Raw genomic sequence first — 22169 nt, 5'->3', positions numbered from 1 at the left:
GCCTTTTCTTATTTGCTGTCGTTAATCGCAGGAAGTTGGAAGGTACCTGCAAAGATTATGCTTCTGCATATAATCTGAAGTCCACATACTACTCCAGGCCGATTATTATTAAACACACCATATCCTGTTACCGGAATCGTGTCACAGTTCAAAGCAGGGAGAGTGGTGGGCAGAGTTGTCGAACAACCAATAACATGGTCTACACATACTTTACCTGAACAACTTATACGTCCAAGTCCAGAATTATCTAATGCTGGAGGACAAGCAGGGTCATTTCCTGTGGTTTCTAATCCTCCGCAATCACCTATTACTGATACGCTTCCTATAAATGGGATGCATCCTGTAACCCTTACTTGATATAATGGTACTGTTACAGGGCCACAGTCAGTATCAACAGTCTTATCACATTCTTCTATATGGGCTCTTAATTGATTTGTATTATAAATTAACCTTATATCGTCAATTACTCCCATAAAACCTTCAGGAATTTCCACCTCACAGCAAAAATTGACGTTTCGATTAACCGGTCCACACGGAGGGTCATCAGCTTGATGAGGAATAACTGGTTCAGAATCCATACCCTCAGCATCATCATGTTCAGGCAGAGACGGGAGCAGGTTTTTAACTTCCCCATTCTCGTTAATAAATTCCTTTTGCATTTCTTTAATAACACTCCCTTATGTTTATTCTTTAATATGGATATGCATATAACACCTTACTTGAGTGGACGAATGTCCTTCGAGGTCTTTAGGGAACTGCTGGCAGGTTTATCTTTTAATCTTTTAATGTACTAGAACACTGTCCGCTTGAATCAATTTTTAAAAAGTAATTTGTGCAAAACCTGGAACAGAAGGCGATTGAATGGGAACGCAAGAAATACAGGAATAAAGAGGATTAATGGAATGAGACAAATTTATGCTGTGAAGGATGTGTTTTTATGAATAAGCCGACCGTTATTTTAATAAGTGGTCCACCAGGAGCCGGTAAGACTACATTGGCAGAAAGAATCGCTGAAAAAATAAATGAAGTTAGTGTTCATATTGAGGGCGATGCGCTATACAACATGGTGAAAAGCGGGTGGGTTCATCCTTGTGATGATCATGACAAATTATTTTTAAATATATTATGGGATAACATGGTTTCCCTGATTGAGAATTTTAGTAAACATAATATTCATACAGTTGTCGATTATGTTTTTTCAAAAGAGCAGCTGTTTTCAATTGTTGACCGTATAGGTGATTTTAATGTTAACATTAAAGTCGTTGTAATTAGCAGTAAGATTGATACAATCATCAAAAGGGATAAACAACGGTCCGGGGCGGCGTTTGTTGGGGAGGAAAGAATCAGGCAAATCGTTGAGGATTTTAATACAGATAACATTCCTGAAAGGCATCTTCTTGAAAATGATGATGTTGACTTGGATGACCTTATAAATACAATCTTTAATGAAAGCAGATTCAATATGTAATTGAGATGATATCTTAAAAGACACTCTAAGGGCATGATGGTTACAAATGAATGATCAAAAAAATGTATTACATTTTGCTGACATAGAGGGTTATAGTGGAAGCTTTTGAAGTTCAATGAACTGCTAGCTTCTTTTTTTTGAGCCTTATTTACAATACGAATGGGCAATCGATCTTTCCATCCAAATCAGTCTTATTCGGTATGATGATTGGATATGCTCTATTTATTCGTAAAGAAATGCCAGTGGTTTCTAATTTTGTTAAGCGTAACAACTCTCCAAGTTTTGTCTAAATAATAGTAGTATAATAATATCGAGGTGAGAAAAGTATGGAAGACATAACCTTAAGCTCATTACTGGATGTCATCGGGGAATTATTTTCTGATGAAATCTCAATTGCCGTTTCAAATACAAAAGACTATATATACTATCGTCCAAGCAAAAGGGTCGATTTAAAGATTGCTGCTGGGGATCCTGTGAAGGAAGGGACGATTGCCTATAAAGCACTGATGTCCAAGCAAAAAGTTTCCGAGTTTATTAACCGGGATGTATTTGGCATTCCTTATCATGGCATGGCGGTTCCGTTTTTACATAATGGAGAGCTTGAGGGGTGTGTTACAGCAATCTATCCGGCGTTAACAGATGGAAAGTCAGTTGTAACCCTGAAAACACAGGATGGCTGGATTCCAATTCCTTTTTCAAACGTTGTCTATCTTGAGGCAAAAGATAAGAAGACGCATGTCTACACGAATGAAATATCAGGGACACATAAATACTCCCTTCAGGAGTTTGAATATTTGCTCCCGAAGGATTCCTTTATACGATGCCATCGTTCGTTTATTGTGAATGTGAACCACATCAAGACGATTTATCCGGACACTCATTCAACTTTTCTGCTTTCAATGGATAATGGTCAAAGGGTACCGGTTAGCCAATCCTACTCCAGTTATTTTAGAAAGCTGTTAGGATTCTGATTTATTCTGCTTGGGAGTCAATATTTGCTGTTTTGTCTGAATTTTTCGTTTAGTATTCCAAAAACCATATCTTGATGGTGCTAATGGGTAAAATTATTATAACTATACATAAGCGAGGGATTGAGATATGGAACAGCAATTAGAGCGAATTAGGGATCACCGTCTAAAGGACAAAGTTGTGACTCCTGAACAGGCAGCTTCCTTGATTGAAAACGGTATGACTTTGGGTCTAAGTGGATTCACGCGTGCGGGTGATGTGAAAGCGGTGCCATTTGCCCTTGTTAATAGGGTTAAACACGAAGAAAACTTTAAGGTTAATGTCTATACTGGTGCTTCACTTGGTTCTGATGTGGATAAGCTTTTCGCGGAGGCAGGCATCCTGGGCAAGAGATTGCCATTCCAGGCAGATGCCACCATGCGCCGTGGCATCAATCAGGGTGACTTTCTTTTTGTAGACCAGCATTTATCACATACGGCAGAGCTGATTCGTGCAGATGTTATGGAAATAGATGTAGCAATTTTGGAAGCGGTTGCAATCAGCGAGGATGGAATGGTCATCCCAACTACTTCAATAGGCAATTCTATGGCATTTGCCCAGAATGCGAAGTCGATTATTATTGAAATAAACACAGCACAGTCCATACAGCTTGAGGGACTTCATGATTTGTATGAGCCAGGCAAACAAGGATCAAGGCAGCCGATTCCGCTCACTAAACCAGATGACCGGATAGGGACAAGCGGCATTCCAGTGGATGTCGATAAGGTAAAAGGGATTGTGTTCACGAATCAACTTGATTCACCATCGACGATTGTTCCTCCCGATGAAGAAACGGTTGTGATGGCCCAGCATTTGATTGAATTCCTTCGAAAAGAGGTACAGAGTGGACGGCTTACTGAAAGCCTGGCACCTTTACAATCAGGAATTGGATCAGTTGCAAACGCAGTTCTCCATGGAATGCTTGATTCAGAGTTTGAGAACTTAGAAGTATATTCCGAGGTTCTGCAGGATGCAGTGTTTGACCTGATCGATGCAGGAAAGGTTCAATTTGCTTCGTGCTGTTCGATAACGCTATCCGAAGAGAAAATGGGGCAGGTATTTTCAGATTTTGAAAAATACCGCGATAAATTGATGATGCGCCCTCAGGAGATCTCCAACCATCCAGAAGTCATCCGCCGTCTCGGATTGATTTCAATCAATACAGCGTTGGAGCTGGACATTTACGGAAACGTGAATTCAACTCACGTCCTTGGCACTAAAATGATGAACGGTATTGGCGGTTCAGGTGATTTTGCCCGTAATGCCCGCCTTGCGATCTTTGTCACAAAATCCATTGCCAAAGGCGGGAAGATCTCCAGCATTGTTCCTTTTGTCTCTCACGTAGACCATACCGAGCATGACGTTGACGTCATTGTTACCGAACAGGGATATGCCGACTTGAGAGGTCTTGCACCAAGGGAAAGAGTCGAACTGATCATTGATAACTGTGCGCACCCAGTGTACCGTGATCAGCTTCGAGCCTATTATCAAGAAGCACTGGAAAGAGGGGGACAGACGCCGCATGTTCTGGAAAAGGCCCTATCATGGCATATCAATTTTGCCAGCAAGGGTACAATGCTTGAAGAATCGGCGGAAACGGTTCAGATATAATTATTTAGAACATTAAATTGCTTTATTAATCGGAAGCTTCTCACTGGTTATATTAACAGTGGGAAGTTTTTTTATTCTTCTCCTACTATATGAAAACATACCGCTGAATTCAGCCTAAGAAAATAAATCGCAAAGGTTTAAGAGAGGCAGGGAACATCTCGGCGTTTTGCAGGCGTATGTATCGCTTTTATAAAGGTTAACCCTCTAAATAGACTATAGGAATGAAAAAATCTGCCGATACGATATGTATATAGCGATCTATCTGCTAGAATATAAATATAGACGATATGACTCTTGTATTTGTGGTTAAAACCTAGCATATTGGTATTTAGGAGGTGCATGTGCGATATGCGACACGATATACAACCGAATGAACAGGCATTCTCAACGAAGGAAGTAGCGGAGGAAGTGGGGATTGCGACTCCTACAGTCCGAAAGTATGGACAGATTCTTGAGCGCAATGGCTACGAGTTCTTAAAAGATGGGGATCGGCGAATCTTTGTTCAATCTGATATTAAAGCGCTTGTAGCGTTACGCGATACGGACAAGCCTCTGGATGAAACGGCCAAGGATCTCGTGGCTGAGCAAAAGGAGAAGCTTGAAGGAGCGGGAGGTACCGAAATCGCTCTTAACGATACATACGAAAATCTGCCGCAGGATCCTAATCAGCTAAAAGAGGTTTTGCTTTTTGTTGTAAATGAACTAGCAGCAGCCCGTGAAATGAACCTGCAGCTAAAAAGCGATATGGCTCAGCTGAAGACGAATGTTTCCCAGCTCCAGCAGGATCATCATGTAATCAGCTCCAGCATCGGGAATTCAGCACAAAGAACCAATTCGAAGATTGAAAAAATCATCGAACAGCAAAATACCCATTACGAAAGCCTGCTGGAACAGGAAAGAGAAAAGAGCGAACTGCTGCAAAATGAATTACAAAGAATACGGGAAGAACAAAAGAATGAGTGGATTTCCCAAAATGATTTTAACAAACGTTTAGAAGCGGAGATACAGAATAGAAAATGGGGCTGGCTATTTTCTTTATTCAAGAAATAAAATACTGGATATAGCGATTCTATTATAAAGAAGACAGTTAGCAAACAGTGTATTGCATTCCGATATACGCAACATGCCTGGTTTGCATGAGAAGCTGTCGCATTGCTTTGTATATCGCTGGGCGATATGAAAGGTGTATCTTGAAGCCTTCGACAATAAAGTCAGAGAAGCGATATTTCACTTTCAAATTTCAACAATTTCCCGAGAAATATCTACAGCATTTTAGGCATACATATCGACAAAATCGGCTGGATGCTTCGAGTCACATACATAAAGAAATCCCCTATCAAGCGATAGGGGATTTCTTTATGAACTTGGAAACTTGCAGGCTTCCAAAGATTTCTATTAAAATAATAATTTCTTAATACGTCCTGCTACAGGAACAACAATCAATCCAGCAAGAACAACCTGCATGATGTTGCCCGGGATGGATCCAAACGGCTGAATCCAGTTGCCGTATAGGACGACTTCAGCAAAATAGTAACCTACGATTTTTATCAACATTGCAACGATAACGGCAAGTGAATAAACCACTGCCTTCTTGCCTGGCATTTTTTCAGCCATTAATCCCGCTACATAGCCCATAGCGCCAACTATGACGAAGGTGAATGGGGCCCATACAGCCCAGCCGGAAATCAAGTCGAACAAGCCCATTCCGAACGCACCTGCGATTGCTCCTGTTTTTCTGCCGAAAACAAATGCGGCGATGAACAGGGGCACATTCCCTAAGTGGATTAAACCGCCATTTCCCATGATTGGGAGCTTGATGTTGATGAACATTGTCGCTACAACGGTTAAAGCGATAAAAAGTGCATTGATGACCAGGGCCTTTGTTTTGGTCATCCCAGAAGATGTAGAATATGCTGCATTCATTTGGTAACCTCTTTCTTTTTTTTAATATAATGATAATCCATTTCACGTACTTAATAAATAAAAAATCACAGGTATTGATTGGAAGCCTCAATCTATAAAAAGGAACACTAGCTGTTGCGCAATTCAATTCATTTTCGGCAGCAAGGCTTATTTGCTAAATCAGCAGGAAAAGGCAATCTTTTGGGCCTCTGATTATTCCATTCCAAAAATATTCCTTCCTAAGGACAAACAAACACTCCTTTTATAATCCGCCGAATAAACTATTTTAACGGAAAGGAAGTGATGTAATGTCCAATAACAGATTAAGACTAACTCCTGTCATTAGACAGCAATTTACTTTTACTGCGAACGACAGGACTTTAAATGAAATTATCGCGAAGATTTCTAATAGGGGAGTAAGTTTTACTGCCTTTACTATAACGAAGCTGCATGAAATCAATTTGGTTAGAATTGTCGTAGGGCCTCCCCGTTCAAATGATCCAGCATCAAACCGTGTAGTAAGGGAGGTTCTTGATTCTCTGGGAGTTAAATACAAAGAGGAGCAGGTCATACAGCTGCTGGGTCTGGAAACCGGGGCTCAAGGAGTACTAACCCGCATTTATTCTTCGTTGTTCCGTGAAGTGAAAGTGAGAGCAATATATCAAGGAGAAGAGAATGCAATAATACTCAATGTATCTAATATCAAAAAAGCACTTCGATTATTGGCTGAAGAAGGGATTATCCGCTATTAGATACACTTTGGGGCTAATCTGCAAAGGTTAGTCCTTTTATTTTTTGCTAGTACTCGAAAGTAAGTTTTTAATGAATAGGAACTTAAAGAATATTAATTCTTTGAAAAATAGCATGGTGAATTCATATTAAAAATGCTATTGTCGAGGACAAGATTACATGTTAATATCAGAATATTATAAATAGTAAAAATATAAAATACACACCAGGTGAAGACATGATTTGTTAACTAATCTGGGGAGGTAAACGGATGAAGAAGAGGTTGGCTGTTTTATTGAGCGGTGCAATGCTCATGCTTGCTGCATGTGGCGGCGGTAATCAGGTGAGTGGAGAGAAAAAGGATAAGACGGTAAAAATTGGGATTACTCAGATTGTCGAACACCCTTCACTTGACGCGGCAAGAGAGGGATTTATCGCTGCCCTTAAGGATGCTGGCTATGAAGAAGGCAAGAACCTGAAAATTGATTACCAGAATGCCCAGGGTGATATGAATAATAATGCGTCGATTGCCCAAAAGTTTGTTTCAGATGATAGTGATCTTATTTTAGCAATTGCGACACCAAGTGCTCAGGCAGCGGTCCAGGCGACAAAGGATATTCCGGTCCTGTTCACTGCCATTACGGACCCTGTCGGTGCAGAGCTGGTACAATCCATGGAAAAACCGGGAGGAAATGCAACGGGAACCTCGGATACACACCCCGATGCTATCAAGAATACGATCGCGGCAATCAAGAAGTTCATCCCGGATGCGAAGAAGGTCGGGATTATTTATAACAATGGTGAACCCAACTCTGTCGTGAATGTGAAAAACGCCAAAGAAGCATTGGAAGCAGAGGGACTTGAGGCCGTAGAAACGACTATTTCTGCCAGCTCTGAAGTGAAGCAGGCGGCTGAATCAATGGTTGGACGTGTAGATGTGATGTATATTCCTAAGGATAATACAGTCGTTGCCGCGCTTGAGTCTGTAATCACAGTAGCAAATGATAAAGATATTCCGATGTTCGTGGGTGAAGGTGATTCGGTGAAACGAGGAGCATTCGCGTCCTATGGACTGGATTATCATGAACTGGGCTACACCACTGGGAAAATGGCAGTAGAAATCCTTGAGGGCAAAAAGCCATCAGAGATGCCGGTTGGCTATCCGGAGAACCTGGAGTTGGTCATCAATAAAAAGGCGGCTGAAGAAGAAGGAATCGCATTGACAGAGGACCTGCTGAAAGGTGCAAAAATCGTAGGAGAATAAGATGGAGGGCCTGCCAGTTTGGCGGGTTTTTCTTGTTCAATGGAGAGATAAGACTATTTTCCTGATCAAAATGAAGCAAAGTACCCTTCTAACCAATAAGGCATTTTAATAATTTTTATAGATGTGCGTAAAAAGGAGGAGGGGAAGGTTTGAGGAGGAGCAAAAGGATTATGTCATTCCTAATGGTTTTATTGTTGATGGTACCTGTTGAGGCCAGGGCCGGTGATTTAGGCGGCGGTTCATCTGGAGTTCCGGGAACTTGGTATCTGGGAGCTGACCCTTCCTGGATTGATCCATCAAAAGCACCCATTGTCTTCGTTCATGGATATAATAGTGCTGCCTCAGTATGGTGGGATGGCAATGATATGTACGAGACTGCACTGGCGAATGGTTATCAAACCGCATTCATCGATTTGTATCCGGAAAAGGATATGTGGGCGAACGGGACAATGCTGGCCGAAAAGCTGAAGCAGATCTATGAATATTTTGGCGGTAAGAAGGTGGTCGTTGTTGGCCACAGTAAAGGCGGAGTGGACACTCAAGCGGCACTTGTCCACTATGGTGCACACCAATATGTTTCAAATGTCATCACACTTTCTTCTCCGCACCATGGCACCCAGCTGTCAGACCTTGCACACAGCAGCTCGGCGTGGTGGCTTGCGGCATTGCTCGGCAGCAATAATGATGCGACACGCTCACTTCAGACAGGAAATATGCGTTATTTCCGCAGTATCACGGATAACCATGCAAATGCATCCAAGAACCATTACTATACTCTTGGCGGGTATAAATGGGGCTCCTTTGGCAGCGCCTTATACTGGGGAGGGATTTACCTAAGCAGCTACGGTTCTAACGACGGAGTGGTCACTGTGGCAAGTTCCCGCCTGCCAGGCGGCAGCATTGTGCGGGAAGGTGCCTGGAATCATACCACAATTCGAGAAGGTTCCTATACTTTCTCAGTTTTCAAACCATATACAATGTCTGCCCAGACAGCTGCTGGTACCTTTTCAGCGGCTGAGGTTTCAGCAGAACCTGATACAAGCCAAATTGTAAAAGGCGGGAAATCATTAAAAGCAATAAAAGATAGCTTCATCATCGAAGAAGGTGCAGAAGGCTTCCAAATGGCCTTCCTTAGTGAAAAAAGGCTGCCGTCACTCAAGTTGAAGGGGCCGGATGGCATAGAGTACAGCCCGTCGGAAATTAAACAGGATACCGGTGACTTTTTCAAGGGAGCATGGGTGCACCAGTTTGAGATTGGCCAGCCAAAAGCGGGGAATTGGAAGGTAGCCGGACCGGCAGCGGCGTATTTGCTCGTGGTCGGTGTTAAAAGTCCGCTTGCGGTTGAATTGAAAAAGGACCAAAGCCAGAAGGTAAAAGCCTCTTATAAAACAAGTTGGATTAAATATGACCATGACAGTAAGAAGAAGCTCAAGGAAGCAGGTAAAGGTGTTAAGGCAGGGAAAATCACCGACGGGGATTTTTCTCAGCCGGGCGTTTACAACCTGACTACAGAAGTTACCGGGGTTGACGGTAAAGGAAGGCCGTTCGAGAGGACAATGGTAGAATCCATTTATGTCGATGAACTTGGGAAAATTCATAGATAAAGCGAAGGCTGATGCTTATATTTACAAGAAAAAACCAATAGCCTGTTCTGCCTAATTAACAATCCCAGCGATAAGTCTTAATAACTAATTTTTATATAAAGGATGGAGTACTGCTGTTACCAACCGATAAAGAAGATAAGCGCAGTTTTTTTACATCAGGAGGAGAAGGCAATGCACGTTTTGGACTTGATTGCGAGGATTAACAATAGTGTTGAGGAACTCGATTTTGCTGCAGCAAGAATGTATATGGAAGAGAACATCGAAATCCTGAACGAGAACCGCAGTCATTTAAAGTCGAATGCAAGAGAGCTGCTCGAATTTTTGACAAAGCGGATGGAAGCTGGCCAACAGCCCCTCTCAAGGAAGGATATGGCCATCATCAATGCCGTAAACAACTATGCATCCAAATTCGACTTAAGAGGTTTGAAGGTAGTCATCAGGGATCATTCTCTCCTGTTTTTGCGGACGGATATTGAAGCGTATTTAAACACAGACGCCAGAATCATTCTCGAGGGCATGGGTGCAATTCCGAAGGCTGCTAGCTAAATAGATTAACTGATAAATGTCGGCGGTCACTCTTAGGAGGGCCGTTTTTTATATCATAAAAGATAGATTTTTACCATATTTAGAATTGGCAGCTCTAACGATTGTCTCGGTCTTCCAGGGAACTTGAGCTTTTCTTTGTAACTTTCTCTCGATATCTCCCGTCTATCACAAGCGGAAATATTTTCATCCGTCCTAATACAGGATTTTTGACAGAAAATAGCGAATATAGACTCATTAGAATAAAAATGCAATGAATTTTTCATAGATAAATAGATATAAGGGGGAAATTTCAATGAGAGACCAGATGAATCCAACGGTTGATCGAATACTGGGAAATATAGATAAGGTAATGACAGGCAAACGGAATGTGGCGGAGCTAAGCTTGATTGCGCTGCTTGCGGGCGGCCATGTGCTGCTTGAGGACGTGCCGGGTGTCGGCAAAACAATGATGGTCCGTGCGCTTGCGAAGTCTGTCAGTGCCAAATTCAGAAGGATCCAGTTCACTCCCGATTTACTGCCTTCGGATGTTACAGGTGTCTCGATCTATAATCCAAAGGAGATGGAGTTTGAGTTCAGGCCTGGGCCGATCATGGGGAACATCATTCTGGCGGATGAAATCAACAGGACATCTCCGAAAACCCAGTCTGCCCTGCTTGAAGGGATGGAAGAGCAGAGTGTGACAGTGGATGGCGTGACACATATTCTTGATAAGCCTTTTTTTGTCATGGCGACACAGAACCCAATAGATTACGAGGGTACGTATCCACTTCCAGAAGCACAGCTGGACCGCTTTTTGCTGAAAATGAAAATGGGCTATCCTGCATTGGATGAGGAAATGGAAGTGCTGCACCGTGCCCAGCGAAATCTTCCAATCGAAGATCTGCAGCCAGTAGTATCGCTTGAAGATTTAAGAGAACTGCAGCAGAGCATAAAAGAAGTTGTAGTGGACGAAACGATAAAGCGGTACATTGTCGAACTGGCAAGCCGCACACGCGGACATTCGAGTGTCTATCTTGGAGTCAGCCCGCGTGGATCGATTGCCTTAATGAAGGCTGCCCAGGCGTATGCGTTCATTTATGGGCGGGATTACGTCATTCCAGATGATGTCCAGTATCTGGCACCATATGTTTTTGCCCATAGGATCATTTTGAAATCAGAGGCCAGGTTTGAAGGTATCACCACTGAAGATGTTGTGAACAGGGTGATGGCGAGAGTGCCGGTGCCGGTACAAAGGCTCGTGAAGTAGTATGAAGATATTTTTCCAAAAGTTTAAAGAAGTTTGGAAGCTCATCGTTTTACTGGTGCTGATCCTGATCACCTTTTCTTATGCGATGTTTCAGGGCGGCTTTGTCAGCTGGTTCCTGTTTTACAGCTTTGTGCCATTTGCGCTGTATGCTTTGGGGCTTGGTTTTTATTCATTAAAAGAAATCAAAGCAGAGCGAGTGTATACAAAACAGGAATACAACGCCGGAGAGAAGTTCAGGGCGAGTGTTGTTCTGGAAAGAAATATCGCTTTCCCGCTGTTTTATGCGATTGCCGAAGAGCAGGCCGGGGATACGTTTGCCGCGAACCAGGATTTGCAAAAAGCGAAGACAATGGTATTCCCGGGTTTCAGCCGGGTAGTCAGCTTCGATTATAGTATTGAAAACTTGCCCAGGGGCGAACATGTCCTGACGGGCATTAAGCTGAAAACGGGTGATCCGCTCGGCTTGATTGAAAAAGAAAAAATATTGCCCGCTGAAAACAGGATTCTTGTCTATCCAGCGTATCAGGACATGCTCTACAGGCCGGTTGCCCACCATTTTGACCAGGGGATGACTGCCTCGAAGGAACGTGTCCAGCGTGATACTTCCATGGCCATCGGTGTTCGCGAGTACCAGCCCGGGGATCGATTTTCCTGGATCAACTGGAAGGCGACAGCCAGGCGGAATGATATTATGACGAAAGAATTCGAACAAAGGCAGTCCCATGATGTGACCATCCTGATGGATTGCGCACCTGATCCTCATTTTGAAGTTGTCGTTTCTTTTACGGCTTCGGTGATCAGGGCGATTTTACGCAAAGGTGCCCAGGTTGGCCTGCTGACATCGAGCGTTGAGCGTGTAGCTTTTCCTGCTCGAGGCGGGGAGAGCCAGCAGCAGCAGCTTCTCTATCACCTTGCCAAAATCCAGGATGGCAGCCCGGTTTCCTTTGGCCGGGTTCTGGAAGCAGAAACCTTCCTTGCCCAGCAAAATAATTCACTTATGCTGATAACCGCCCAATTGTCGAAAGAGTTGATTGAAAAAGCGGCATTCTATAATCAAAAAAATGGAGCGGTCAGTATTTTCTTGATTAAAAATAGCCAGGAATCTCCAACAAAAAGCGAGATTAATTTAAGGTCCTCTGCCTATGCAAGGGGAATCCGGCTAGTCATGGTGCATGACGGTCAGTTCGCAGAAGCCTTTTCGGAGGTGAACAGGGGATGACGTTAGCTAAGCAAAAAAAAGACGCAGCATTCTTTCTGCTTTATATTTTCAGTTTTTTGCTGCTCTGGGAATGGCTGCGGCCATTGAAGGAGCTGACTGATACCGGCCATTTAAGTGTGTTCCTCGGATTTGTATTCGTATCTCTTATGATGTCATTTTTCAATATGCCGATCGTTCCAGGGGCTTTTATTAAAATCATCATCATCCTTTATTGTGTGCATTTCATGTATTTCGAGGGTACTTTTTTCAGCGCGGAGTGGTTCGTCCAGCTTGGCAACGAAATCATGGCAAATGCCGTGATAATCATAAATGCAGAATGGACAGAGATTTCAAACATATTCCGAACATTATTGTTCTTTGTTTTGCTCTGGCTGATGGCTTATCTGATCCAATATTGGCTGATTAACCGAAAGCGAATTTTCGTGTTTTTCTTCATGACTCTCGTCTACATCACAGTGCTTGACACGTTCACTCCGTATGAAGCAGATGCGGCGATTGTCCGGACAGTCATTGCTGGATTTGCGGTGATGGGGATGCTCTCGTACTACCGGGTTGCTGACAGGGCACTGGTGAAGAAAAACCTTAATAATGCGAAAAAATGGATGATTCCTTTAGTCGCCATGATCGTCTTAAGTGTGGGAATCGGCTATGCAGCCCCTAAGGCAGACCCTATCTGGCCAGACCCTGTCCCGTTCATCACCTCCTTTAACCAGGATTCTGGAGAAGGTGGAGGCGGTGTTAGTAAAGTTGGCTACGGAACGGATGATTCAGCGCTTGGCGGACCATTCATCGGTGACGACCGGGTCGTTTTTGCCGCTGAAGCAGATGGACGGCATTACTGGAGAATCGAGACGAAGGATGTTTATACAGGGAAAGGCTGGGTTACAGATAAGGCGTCTGAGGCGCCGTTTGAATTCTTGCCAGAAGAGCCAATTCCGCTGCAGCCTTTCGAAGAAGGGGTCAAAACTGAACAGCGTATGAGCAGGGTGATACCAAAGATCGGCTATCCCCATCTCGTTTATCCACTTGGGGTTAAACAAGTGGAGGCATCCGCAGCCTATACGATACTTCAATTCAGGCTTGATCCTGTTACAGAGAAGATCACGTCGCTCCCGGATGGCCAATCAGGATCATTCGGTCCTTACTCGCTCAACTTCGATCATCCTGTCTACAGTGTTGAAAAGCTCAAGGCAGCTGGATCTGAAGCTATGGCAGGAGAGGAGAATGCGGCTTTCCTGGCAAGATACACACAGGTACCGGAAGAGCTTCCGAAGCGGGTGGTTGACCTGACTAAGGAAATTACGAAAGATAAACAAACATGGCTTGAAAAAGCACAGACGATCGAAAGATACTTCCGTTCAAACGAATTTGTCTATGATCAAACGAACGTCGCAGTACCAGAGGATGACCAGGACTACGTCGACCAATTCCTGTTCGAGACACAACGAGGATATTGTGACAACTATTCCACATCGATGGTCGTCATGATGCGTTCGATCGGCATTCCTGCCAGATGGGTAAAAGGCTATACAGAAGGGGAATATATCGAAACGCTTGACAATGGACGCCGGCTTTATGAGGTTACAAATAATAATGCCCACTCCTGGGTCGAGGGTTATTTTCCTGGTGTCGGCTGGGTCCCGTTTGAACCGACACAAGGTTTTTCAAATAATGTACAGTTTCAATATGAAAGTGAAAACGAGGCTCAAACAGGAACAGAGCAAAAGGATGAGGAGACTGCAGCTCCTGTGGCTCCAAAGCAGCCGGAACTTCCGGAAGAACAGGCCCAGGTTGGAAAGCCGGAGATTTCTTTTTCAGATGGCCTGAAAAATGCCGGGACTTTCCTAAAGGCCAACCTCGGCAAAATTTTGATGACATTGCTGGTGCTAGCCGTATTCATGGCGATTATGTACAGACTGCGGGGGAAATGGCTTCCGGCACTGTATATCCTTCTCTATAAATACCAAAAGCAAAACAAGTATCTGGAGAAAGCCTATATCGCTCTCTTGAACCAGCTAAGACGATACGGCCTGAAGCGGGAGGATGGCCAGACATTGCGTGACTACGCCTATTATGTGGATTCATTCTTCTCTACAAGCGATATGCGGAGGCTCACAGCCAAGTATGAGGAGTATCTCTACCGCGGCGAATTGGATGAAGACATGTGGCAGGACGTGAAAAAACACTGGGAAAACATGATAAAGAAATCTGGGGCTTGACCGTTAAAATATTATACTGATACAATGTGTGCAACTATATAGAATCATCCTTCATATATCCTCGATAATATGGGTCGAAAGTATCTACCAAATCACCGGAAATGATTTGACTATGAAGGCAGGCTTCTTTTCGTTCGCAACGAGCTGGAATTCTGCTTTCCTATTTCTTGGAGGGCAGGAGTCTGGCTTTTTTTATTGTCTTGCTGCGCCTAGCCCGTGTCTATGTTACGCTCACCCCGATGAAGTCGAAGGACTTACTGTATCGGTAGAGCCTTCCGATGTGCACGATGGCTAGACCCGCCAGCCAAAGGATAAGGAACGATTTGAAGGAAAGCATTGCACAGCCGAAAGCGGTAGCTTTTGGGATGACATGGCCTTTAAGGGGCAGCGCTCTTCGGACTTAACAATGAGCTTTCGCATTTCTGCATGAGCAAAAAACGCGGCAACAAGCCATACTATTTACATAACCTTGTACTTAAGAAGTCCGCGTTTCTATTTTAAATGAGGTGAAATTTATGAAAACCGAGCTCCAAGACCAGGAAATGATTGTTGTTTTAGATTTTGGCAGCCAGTATAACCAGTTGATCACAAGAAGGATCCGGGAATTTGGCGTCTACAGCGAGCTTCATCCGCATACCATTACAGCAGCGGAAATCAGGGAGATGAACCCTAAGGGAATCATTTTCTCAGGCGGCCCAAATAGCGTTTATGATGAGGGAGCGTTCCGCTGTGATGAGGAAATCTTCGAACTTGGCCTGCCGATACTTGGCATCTGCTACGGAATGCAGCTGATGACGATGCATTTTGGCGGGAAGGTAGAGAAGGCGAAGAACCGTGAATATGGAAAAGCCTTGCTGACACTTCACAACCAGAATAGGTTATTTGAAGGTACGCCTGGTGAACAGGTTGTCTGGATGAGCCATGGTGACCTAGTCACGATGTCACCTCCGGGCTTCACGGTGGATGGAATCAACCCGTCCTGCCCGATCGCGGCAATGAGTGACGAAGGCCGCAAGCTGTACGCGGTCCAATTCCACCCGGAAGTACGACACTCCATTTACGGAAATGATCTTCTGAAAAATTTCGTATTCAAAGTATGTGAATGCAAGGGCGATTGGTCGATGGAGAATTTCATCGAGATTGAAATGGAGAAGATTCGCCAGCTTGTAGGTGATAAAAAAGTTCTTTGTGCGCTTAGCGGGGGCGTCGATTCGTCAGTTGTTGCGGTCTTGATCCACAAAGCGATCGGGGACCAGCTGACTTGCATTTTCGTTGATCACGGCTTATTGCGTAAGGATGAAGCAGAAGGCGTCATGAAGACTTTTGCCGATGGCTTCAATATGAATGTGATTAAAGTGGATGCGAAGGACCGTTTCCTCAGCAAGCTGGAGGGTGTTTCCGATCCTGAGCAGAAGCGCAAAATCATTGGAAATGAATTTATTTACGTATTTGATGATGAAGCGGATAAACTTGAGGGAATTGAGTTCCTAGCTCAGGGAACTTTATATACCGATATAATTGAGAGCGGAACGGCGACTGCGCAGACGATCAAATCACATCACAATGTCGGCGGCCTGCCTGAAGATATGCAGTTCAAATTGATTGAACCATTGAATACATTATTCAAGGATGAAGTCCGTGCACTGGGTACAGAGCTCGGCATTCCTGATGAAATCGTCTGGCGCCAGCCTTTCCCTGGACCAGGTCTTGGTATCCGTGTCCTTGGCGCGATATCTGAAGAAAAACTTGAGATTGTTCGTGAATCTGATGCCATCCTACGAGACGAGATCCAGAAAGCGGGCCTTGATCGTGAAGTCTGGCAGTATTTCACCGTCCTGCCTGATATCCGCAGTGTTGGCGTAATGGGTGATGCCAGAACATATGATTACACCATCGGTATCCGTGCAGTCACTTCAATTGATGGAATGACATCAGACTGGGCGAGGATTCCATGGGACGTACTTGAAATTATTTCTACAAGGATCGTTAACGAAGTGGACCACGTGAACCGGGTGGTCTATGACATTACGAGCAAACCGCCTGCAACAATTGAATGGGAATAAAAGACGAACGATATCTAAAAACGGACATTAAAATGTTCGTTTTTTTTATTGACTCAGGGCAAAAGTCCTGTTAGAATGTAACTGAACTTAATAATTTGTCATAATTCGTCGTATAATCTTGGGGATATGGCCCAAAAGTTTCTACCGAGCTACCGTAAATGGCTTGACTACGAGGTATATAATTCTGGCTTGCAATCTATTATTTTATTGCGCCGGAATTGCCTGCAGTCAGCGCCCCGGTATCCCGTGGCGTTTTCTTTTTGGCCTTATTTCCTGAATTCCATTCAGGGGGAAAGAAAAATGAAGAAATATTTTGAGTTTGAAAAGCTTGGCACAAACTATCGCCGCGAATTCATCGGCGGGATGACCACATTCCTTGCGATGGCTTATATTCTGATTGTTAACCCAATCACATTGACATTGGCGGACATTAAGGACCTGCCAGATGCTTTAAGATTGGATTATGGTGCGGTTTTCGTCGCAACAGCGCTAGCGGCAGCAGTCGGATCGATCATCATGGGCTTGATCGGTAAATACCCAATCGCCCTGGCACCAGGGATGGGTTTGAATGCATTCTTTGCCTATACCGTCGTTTTAAGTCATGGTGCTCCATGGCAGCATGGACTTGCAGCAGTATTCATTTCTAGTGTTTTCTTCCTATTGCTTACCATTACAGGCTGGCGTGAAAAACTGATTAATGCTATCCCGGTTGAACTTAAACACGCAGTAGGAGCGGGTATCGGATTGTTCATCACGTTCATTGGATTAAAAAATGCAGGAATCATCGTCGATAATCCAGCTACACTTGTTGGACTGGGTGACCTGACAAATGGCAATACATTGCTTGCTCTATTCGGATTGTTGATCACCGTCATCATGCTGACAAGAGGCATTCACGGTGCAGTATTTTTCGGAATCATCATCACTGTTATTGTCGGAATGATTTTTAACCTTATTGATACACCTAAACAAGTAGTCGGCGCAGTACCGAGCGTAGCTCCTACATTCGGAGCAGTTTTCACTGCATTCGGCGACCCATCTTTCTACACGGCGACAATGATGGGAATCATTTTGACCTTCCTGTTCGTAGATTTCTTTGATAACGCTGGAACACTAGTTGCAGTAGCAAACCAGGCTGGGCTTATGAGGGATAATAAATTACCGCGTGCAGGGCGTGCACTTTTCGCTGACTCTATTGCATCTCTTGTCGGTTCAATCTTCGGTACATCGACAACAACATCGTATATTGAATCGTCTGCCGGAGTAGCATCAGGAGCACGAAGTGGATTTGCCTCTTTAGTAACAGCGGGATTCTTCCTGTTATCGCTATTCTTTTTCCCGCTTTTATCGGTTGTTACTTCGGCGGTAACTGCACCAGCGTTGATCATCGTTGGTGTACTGATGGTTTCTTCTCTTGGCAAAATCGAATGGGGCCGCTTTGAAATTGCAGTGCCATCATTCCTGACAATGATTTCAATGCCGCTATCGTCCAGTATCGCAACAGGAATCGCAGCAGGATTCATTTTCTACCCAATCACCATGCTTGTGAAAGGGAAATCAAGAGAAGTTCATCCGATTATGTATTTGTTCTTTGTGATTTTCGTTCTCTACTTTGTCTTTTTAACAGAATAGACAATTCGGTCCAGCGGCTTCCGCTGGATCTTTTTTTTGGCAAAAATTAAAGCTATCCTGCTAAACACTCCAGATTGACTTCTAAATCTCCGTTATATACGATATTCCCATAGAACAAGCTGAAACGGGGAACCGGCATGGACAAAATCGAAGTGAAAAAAGGGCTGAATAATAATGTCTTGATTGCTGACCATCCAAACTTCGGGGAAGTGATCCTGATCGGCAAAGGCATCGGCTTCAATCGGAAAAAGGGAGACTTAATAGAAGAAGGCCAGGCGGAAAAAACGTTTGTCCTTAGGGATCAAAAAGAGCAGGCAAACTACATCAAGCTATTGCCTTTTGTTGAAAATGATCTGCACGAGGCAATAATTTCTTCTATAGAATTAATCAAACAACGGTCAGGCAGCCAGCTCAACGAACACATCCATGTTGCCCTGACCGACCATTTAATGTTTGCGGTAAACCGGATCGCGAATGGCATGGAGTTCAAAAATCCATTTTTGGTGGAAACAAAGACACTGTATCCAAATGAATTCGAAATCGCCAGGGAAGTTGTACAGTTGATTAAAGAAAAATCCGGAATTGAACTTCCTGTAGGGGAAGTCGGCTTTGTTGCTCTCCATATCCATAGCGCGGTTATGAATCGCAATCTGTCTGATGTGAACAAACACTCACAGCTTGTGACAAAACTGGTACAAATGATTGAGGAAAACCTTGAGATAGAAATCGATAAAGAAGGCATAGACTACACAAGACTTGTACGCCACATACGTTTCACGATTGAAAGGGTCAATAATGGAGAAAAAGTGGAAGAGCCAGAAAAATTTGCAGCCCTCTTGAAAGAAGAATATCCGGTATGTTACAATCTTTCGTGGAAACTCATTAAAGTGATGCAGCAGACCTTGAAAAAACAAGTATGCGATGCTGAAGCTGTGTATCTGACGATGCATCTTCAAAGGCTTCAGAAAAAAGTTAAATAAGCATTTATTTTTTACGTGTTACTGATACGATCAGGCATGAGTAAAGAATGTAATTGAAATGGAGTTTTATGGGTAATATATCCGTATGCTTCTTTCGATACATCTTTCTCATGCCTTTTTTATTTGTTTTTTTAATGTTTGTAACCGCTTTAGGAGAAAAAATAACAGGAGGTCTTCCTATGTTCAAGAAAGCTTTTGGTGTTCTTCAAAAAGTAGGGAAAGCGCTGATGCTTCCGGTTGCCTTGCTGCCAGCTGCAGGTATATTGCTTGCTCTTGGTGCTGCGCTTCGCAACCCCGCCCTGCTGGAGCTTGCTCCATTTTTAGATAACAGCGGCGTCGATATGGTAGCTGCTGTCATGCAAAAAGCCGGAGACATTGTCTTCGGAAATCTGCCGCTGTTGTTTGCGGTTGGTGTAGCTGTAGGTTTGGCTGGAGGTGAAGGAGTTGCCGGTCTTGCGGCGATTATCGGTTACCTGATCATGAATGTGACAATGGGTACTGTTTTACAAATCACTCCAGAAGATGTTAATGGACTAAACTACGCAAATATCCTTGGAGTGCCGACCCTGCAGACAGGGGTGTTCGGAGGTATCATCGTTGGTATCATTGCGGCTGCCCTTTACAACAAGTTCTATGAAATCGAATTGCCATCTTACCTTGGTTTCTTTGCCGGTAAGCGATTCGTTCCAATTATCACCGCTGGAACAGCTATCCTGCTCGGTTTATTGATGCTTGTCATTTGGCCTCCAATCCAAAATGGCTTAAATGCATTCTCGCAAAACATGGTTCATGCAAACCTGACTCTGTCAGCATTCATTTTCGGTGTTGTAGAGCGTTCTTTGATTCCATTCGGATTGCACCATATTTTCTATTCACCATTCTGGTATGAGTTTGGTCAGTACACAACACAGGCTGGAGAAGTAGTACGCGGGGATCAGCGTATCTTCATGGCTGAAATCGCAGATAATGTACAAAACCTTACTGCTGGTACTTTCATGACTGGTAAATTCCCATTCATGATGTTTGGTCTTCCGGCTGCAGCTTTGGCGATCTATCACGAAGCGCGTCCTGAAAGAAAAGTAGTTGTCGGCGGTCTCATGGTATCTGCCGCGTTGACTTCATTCCTGACAGGTATCACAGAACCTCTAGAGTTCTCATTCCTGTTCGTAGCACCAGTCCTGTTCGGAGTACATGCGATTTTTGCAGGTCTATCTTTCATGACGATGCACCTATTAGATGTAAAAATCGGTATGACATTCTCCGGTGGTCTCATTGACTACATTTTGTTCGGTCTGATCAACCCGCAGACAAATGCGTGGATTGTCATTCCTGTAGGTTTAGTATTTGCGGTAATCTACTATTTTGGTTTCCGTTTCGCAATCCGCAAATTTAATCTAATGACTCCGGGCCGTGAAGCGGCTGATGAAGATGAGGAACCAGCCGGATCGAAAGGGCAGGCTGGCGATCTTCCGTATCAGGTGCTTGAAGCAATGGGCGGACAGGAAAATATCGCTCACCTTGATGCTTGTATCACCCGTCTTCGTGTATCCGTAAATGATATTAAAGATGTCGACAAGGATCGTTTGAAAAAACTTGGAGCAGCTGGCGTTCTAGAAGTCGGCAACAACATCCAGGCCATCTTTGGTCCTCGTTCAGAAACAATTAAGGGCCAAATGAAAGACATCATGAGCGGCAAGAAGCCTCGTCCGCTTGAAACGAACCAGGCGAAAGAGGTTGAACAGCAGATTGAAGAAGTGAATCCGGAAGCATTGCAGACTCACCTTGATACAGATCCTGCTGTTCCTGCTGAAATATTCGTTTCTCCTATTAAAGGGGAAATCAAACCAATCACAGAAGTGCCTGATCAAGTATTCTCAGGCAAGATGATGGGTGACGGCTTTGCGATTGTTCCTACAGAAGGCACAATTGTATCTCCTGTAGATGGAAAGATCGTCAATGTGTTCCCGACAAAACATGCGATTGGAGTCCTTTCTGAAGCCGGAAGAGAAATCCTCATTCATGTAGGCATAGATACAGTTAATCTAAAAGGGCAAGGGTTCGAAACTCTTGTTTCAGAAAATGACACAGTAACAAAGGGGCAGCCATTATTGAAAGTTGACCTTGGTTACATTAAGGAAAATGCAACGTCAATCATTACTCCGATTGTATTCACGAATCTTTCTGAAGGCGAAAGCATTGTTATTAACAAGCAAGGCAATGTAGATGTGAATGAAGAGAACATTATTACGATCTCTAAATAAGAACGAAAAGCAGCCAGTCTCCATATTTGAGACTGGCTGCTGTTATTTTCTGAGAAACGGCGGGCTTGATTTTTTTCCAATAATTTCAAGGTTTAATGGTGTTGACTCTGGGCATAACCGGTGATAGTATATAGAAACAGTCGCGAACAGATAACAACATTTTGAACGTGAAAAACAAATCAAAAAAAGTTGTTGACATTCGATGCTGTAACGTGATAAATTATTAAAGTCGCTTCTGAGCGGCACACGAAATTGTTCTTTGAAAACTAAACAAACAAGCGTCAACAAATAATAAATTATTCATGGCTTCTATTATAGAAGAACATGAGCCAACGTTTTAACTTATGAGCTAACTCATAACTCTTTTTTGGAGAGTTTGATCCTGGCTCAGGACGAACGCTGGCGGCGTGCCTAATA

Annotated in this window: 17 protein-coding genes and 2 riboswitches; of the genes, 15 read left to right on the top strand and 2 right to left on the bottom strand. The window is 43.7% G+C overall.

Annotated elements, in window-relative coordinates:
• Positions 1 to 8: 8 nt before the first annotated feature.
• Positions 9 to 659, bottom strand: coding sequence for a hypothetical protein (locus B5X77_RS00220; protein ID WP_079504155.1), 651 nt, complete (start codon positions 657 to 659; stop codon positions 9 to 11).
• A 278-nt stretch (positions 660 to 937) separates the two neighbouring features.
• On the opposite strand from B5X77_RS00220, the gene B5X77_RS00215 reads away from it, so the two are divergent.
• From B5X77_RS00215 to B5X77_RS00200, 4 genes are all read left to right on the top strand, one after another.
• Positions 938 to 1468: an AAA family ATPase gene (locus B5X77_RS00215; protein ID WP_079504154.1), complete on the top strand. Its 531-nt coding sequence runs from the start codon at positions 938 to 940 to the stop codon at positions 1466 to 1468.
• A 326-nt stretch (positions 1469 to 1794) separates the two neighbouring features.
• Entirely contained in the window at positions 1795 to 2439 is a 645-nt protein-coding gene (locus B5X77_RS00210) for a LytTR family DNA-binding domain-containing protein (protein ID WP_079504153.1), read from the top strand.
• 127 nt (positions 2440 to 2566) lie between these two features.
• On the top strand, positions 2567 to 4087 hold the full coding sequence (locus B5X77_RS00205; RefSeq protein ID WP_079504152.1) for an acetyl-CoA hydrolase/transferase family protein: 1521 nt from the start codon (positions 2567 to 2569) through the stop codon (positions 4085 to 4087).
• A gap of 348 nt (positions 4088 to 4435) precedes the next feature.
• Positions 4436 to 5137: an SH3 domain-containing protein gene (locus B5X77_RS00200; RefSeq protein ID WP_079504151.1), complete on the top strand. Its 702-nt coding sequence runs from the start codon at positions 4436 to 4438 to the stop codon at positions 5135 to 5137.
• 345 nt (positions 5138 to 5482) lie between these two features.
• On the opposite strand, the gene B5X77_RS00195 is transcribed toward B5X77_RS00200, so the two are convergent.
• Positions 5483 to 6010 carry an ECF transporter S component gene (locus tag B5X77_RS00195; RefSeq protein ID WP_079504150.1) on the bottom strand — a complete coding sequence of 176 codons (528 nt, stop codon included), beginning with the start codon at positions 6008 to 6010 and terminating at the stop codon, positions 5483 to 5485.
• 287 nt (positions 6011 to 6297) lie between these two features.
• Between B5X77_RS00195 and B5X77_RS00190 the strand changes: the two genes are divergently transcribed.
• The 11 genes from B5X77_RS00190 to ptsG all read left to right on the top strand — a co-directional run bounded on the left by B5X77_RS00190 (position 6298) and on the right by ptsG (position 21752).
• On the top strand, positions 6298 to 6741 hold the full coding sequence (locus B5X77_RS00190; protein WP_079504149.1) for a hypothetical protein: 444 nt from the start codon (positions 6298 to 6300) through the stop codon (positions 6739 to 6741).
• A 248-nt stretch (positions 6742 to 6989) separates the two neighbouring features.
• Positions 6990 to 7982: an ABC transporter substrate-binding protein gene (locus tag B5X77_RS00185; protein WP_079504148.1), complete on the top strand. Its 993-nt coding sequence runs from the start codon at positions 6990 to 6992 to the stop codon at positions 7980 to 7982.
• A gap of 149 nt (positions 7983 to 8131) precedes the next feature.
• Entirely contained in the window at positions 8132 to 9586 is a 1455-nt protein-coding gene (locus B5X77_RS00180; RefSeq protein ID WP_079504147.1) for a PGAP1-like alpha/beta domain-containing protein, read from the top strand.
• A gap of 171 nt (positions 9587 to 9757) precedes the next feature.
• Positions 9758 to 10132 carry a hypothetical protein gene (locus B5X77_RS00175; protein WP_079504146.1) on the top strand — a complete coding sequence of 125 codons (375 nt, stop codon included), beginning with the start codon at positions 9758 to 9760 and terminating at the stop codon, positions 10130 to 10132.
• Positions 10133 to 10424: 292 nt separating this feature from the next.
• On the top strand, positions 10425 to 11378 hold the full coding sequence (locus tag B5X77_RS00170) for an AAA family ATPase (RefSeq protein WP_079504145.1): 954 nt from the start codon (positions 10425 to 10427) through the stop codon (positions 11376 to 11378).
• A 1-nt stretch (position 11379) separates the two neighbouring features.
• Positions 11380 to 12597: a DUF58 domain-containing protein gene (locus B5X77_RS00165; protein WP_079504144.1), complete on the top strand. Its 1218-nt coding sequence runs from the start codon at positions 11380 to 11382 to the stop codon at positions 12595 to 12597.
• Positions 12594 to 14816 carry a transglutaminase TgpA family protein gene (locus B5X77_RS00160; RefSeq protein WP_079504143.1) on the top strand — a complete coding sequence of 741 codons (2223 nt, stop codon included), beginning with the start codon at positions 12594 to 12596 and terminating at the stop codon, positions 14814 to 14816. The genes B5X77_RS00165 and B5X77_RS00160 overlap by 4 nt, the downstream gene beginning before the upstream one ends.
• A gap of 31 nt (positions 14817 to 14847) precedes the next feature.
• A riboswitch (purine riboswitch) is annotated at positions 14848 to 14949 on the top strand.
• Positions 14950 to 15331: 382 nt separating this feature from the next.
• Positions 15332 to 16879 (top strand): glutamine-hydrolyzing GMP synthase, encoded by a 1548-nt coding sequence (guaA, locus tag B5X77_RS00155; protein ID WP_079504142.1) that lies wholly within the window; start codon positions 15332 to 15334, stop codon positions 16877 to 16879.
• A gap of 88 nt (positions 16880 to 16967) precedes the next feature.
• Positions 16968 to 17069: riboswitch (purine riboswitch) on the top strand.
• 110 nt (positions 17070 to 17179) lie between these two features.
• Entirely contained in the window at positions 17180 to 18511 is a 1332-nt protein-coding gene (locus tag B5X77_RS00150; protein WP_079504141.1) for an NCS2 family permease, read from the top strand.
• A 137-nt stretch (positions 18512 to 18648) separates the two neighbouring features.
• Complete coding sequence (glcT, locus tag B5X77_RS00145) at positions 18649 to 19491, top strand: glucose PTS transporter transcription antiterminator GlcT (protein WP_079504140.1); 843 nt, start codon at positions 18649 to 18651, stop codon at positions 19489 to 19491.
• Between the two features lie 179 nt (positions 19492 to 19670).
• Entirely contained in the window at positions 19671 to 21752 is a 2082-nt protein-coding gene (ptsG, locus tag B5X77_RS00140; RefSeq protein WP_079504139.1) for a glucose-specific PTS transporter subunit IIBC, read from the top strand.
• The last annotated feature ends 417 nt before the right edge of the window (positions 21753 to 22169 follow it).

It is taken from the genome of Mesobacillus jeotgali (assembly GCF_900166585.1).
GTDB classification, from domain to species: Bacteria; Bacillota; Bacilli; order Bacillales; family Cytobacillaceae; genus Mesobacillus; species Mesobacillus jeotgali_A.
This window is presented reverse-complemented; position numbering and strand designations above follow the sequence as displayed.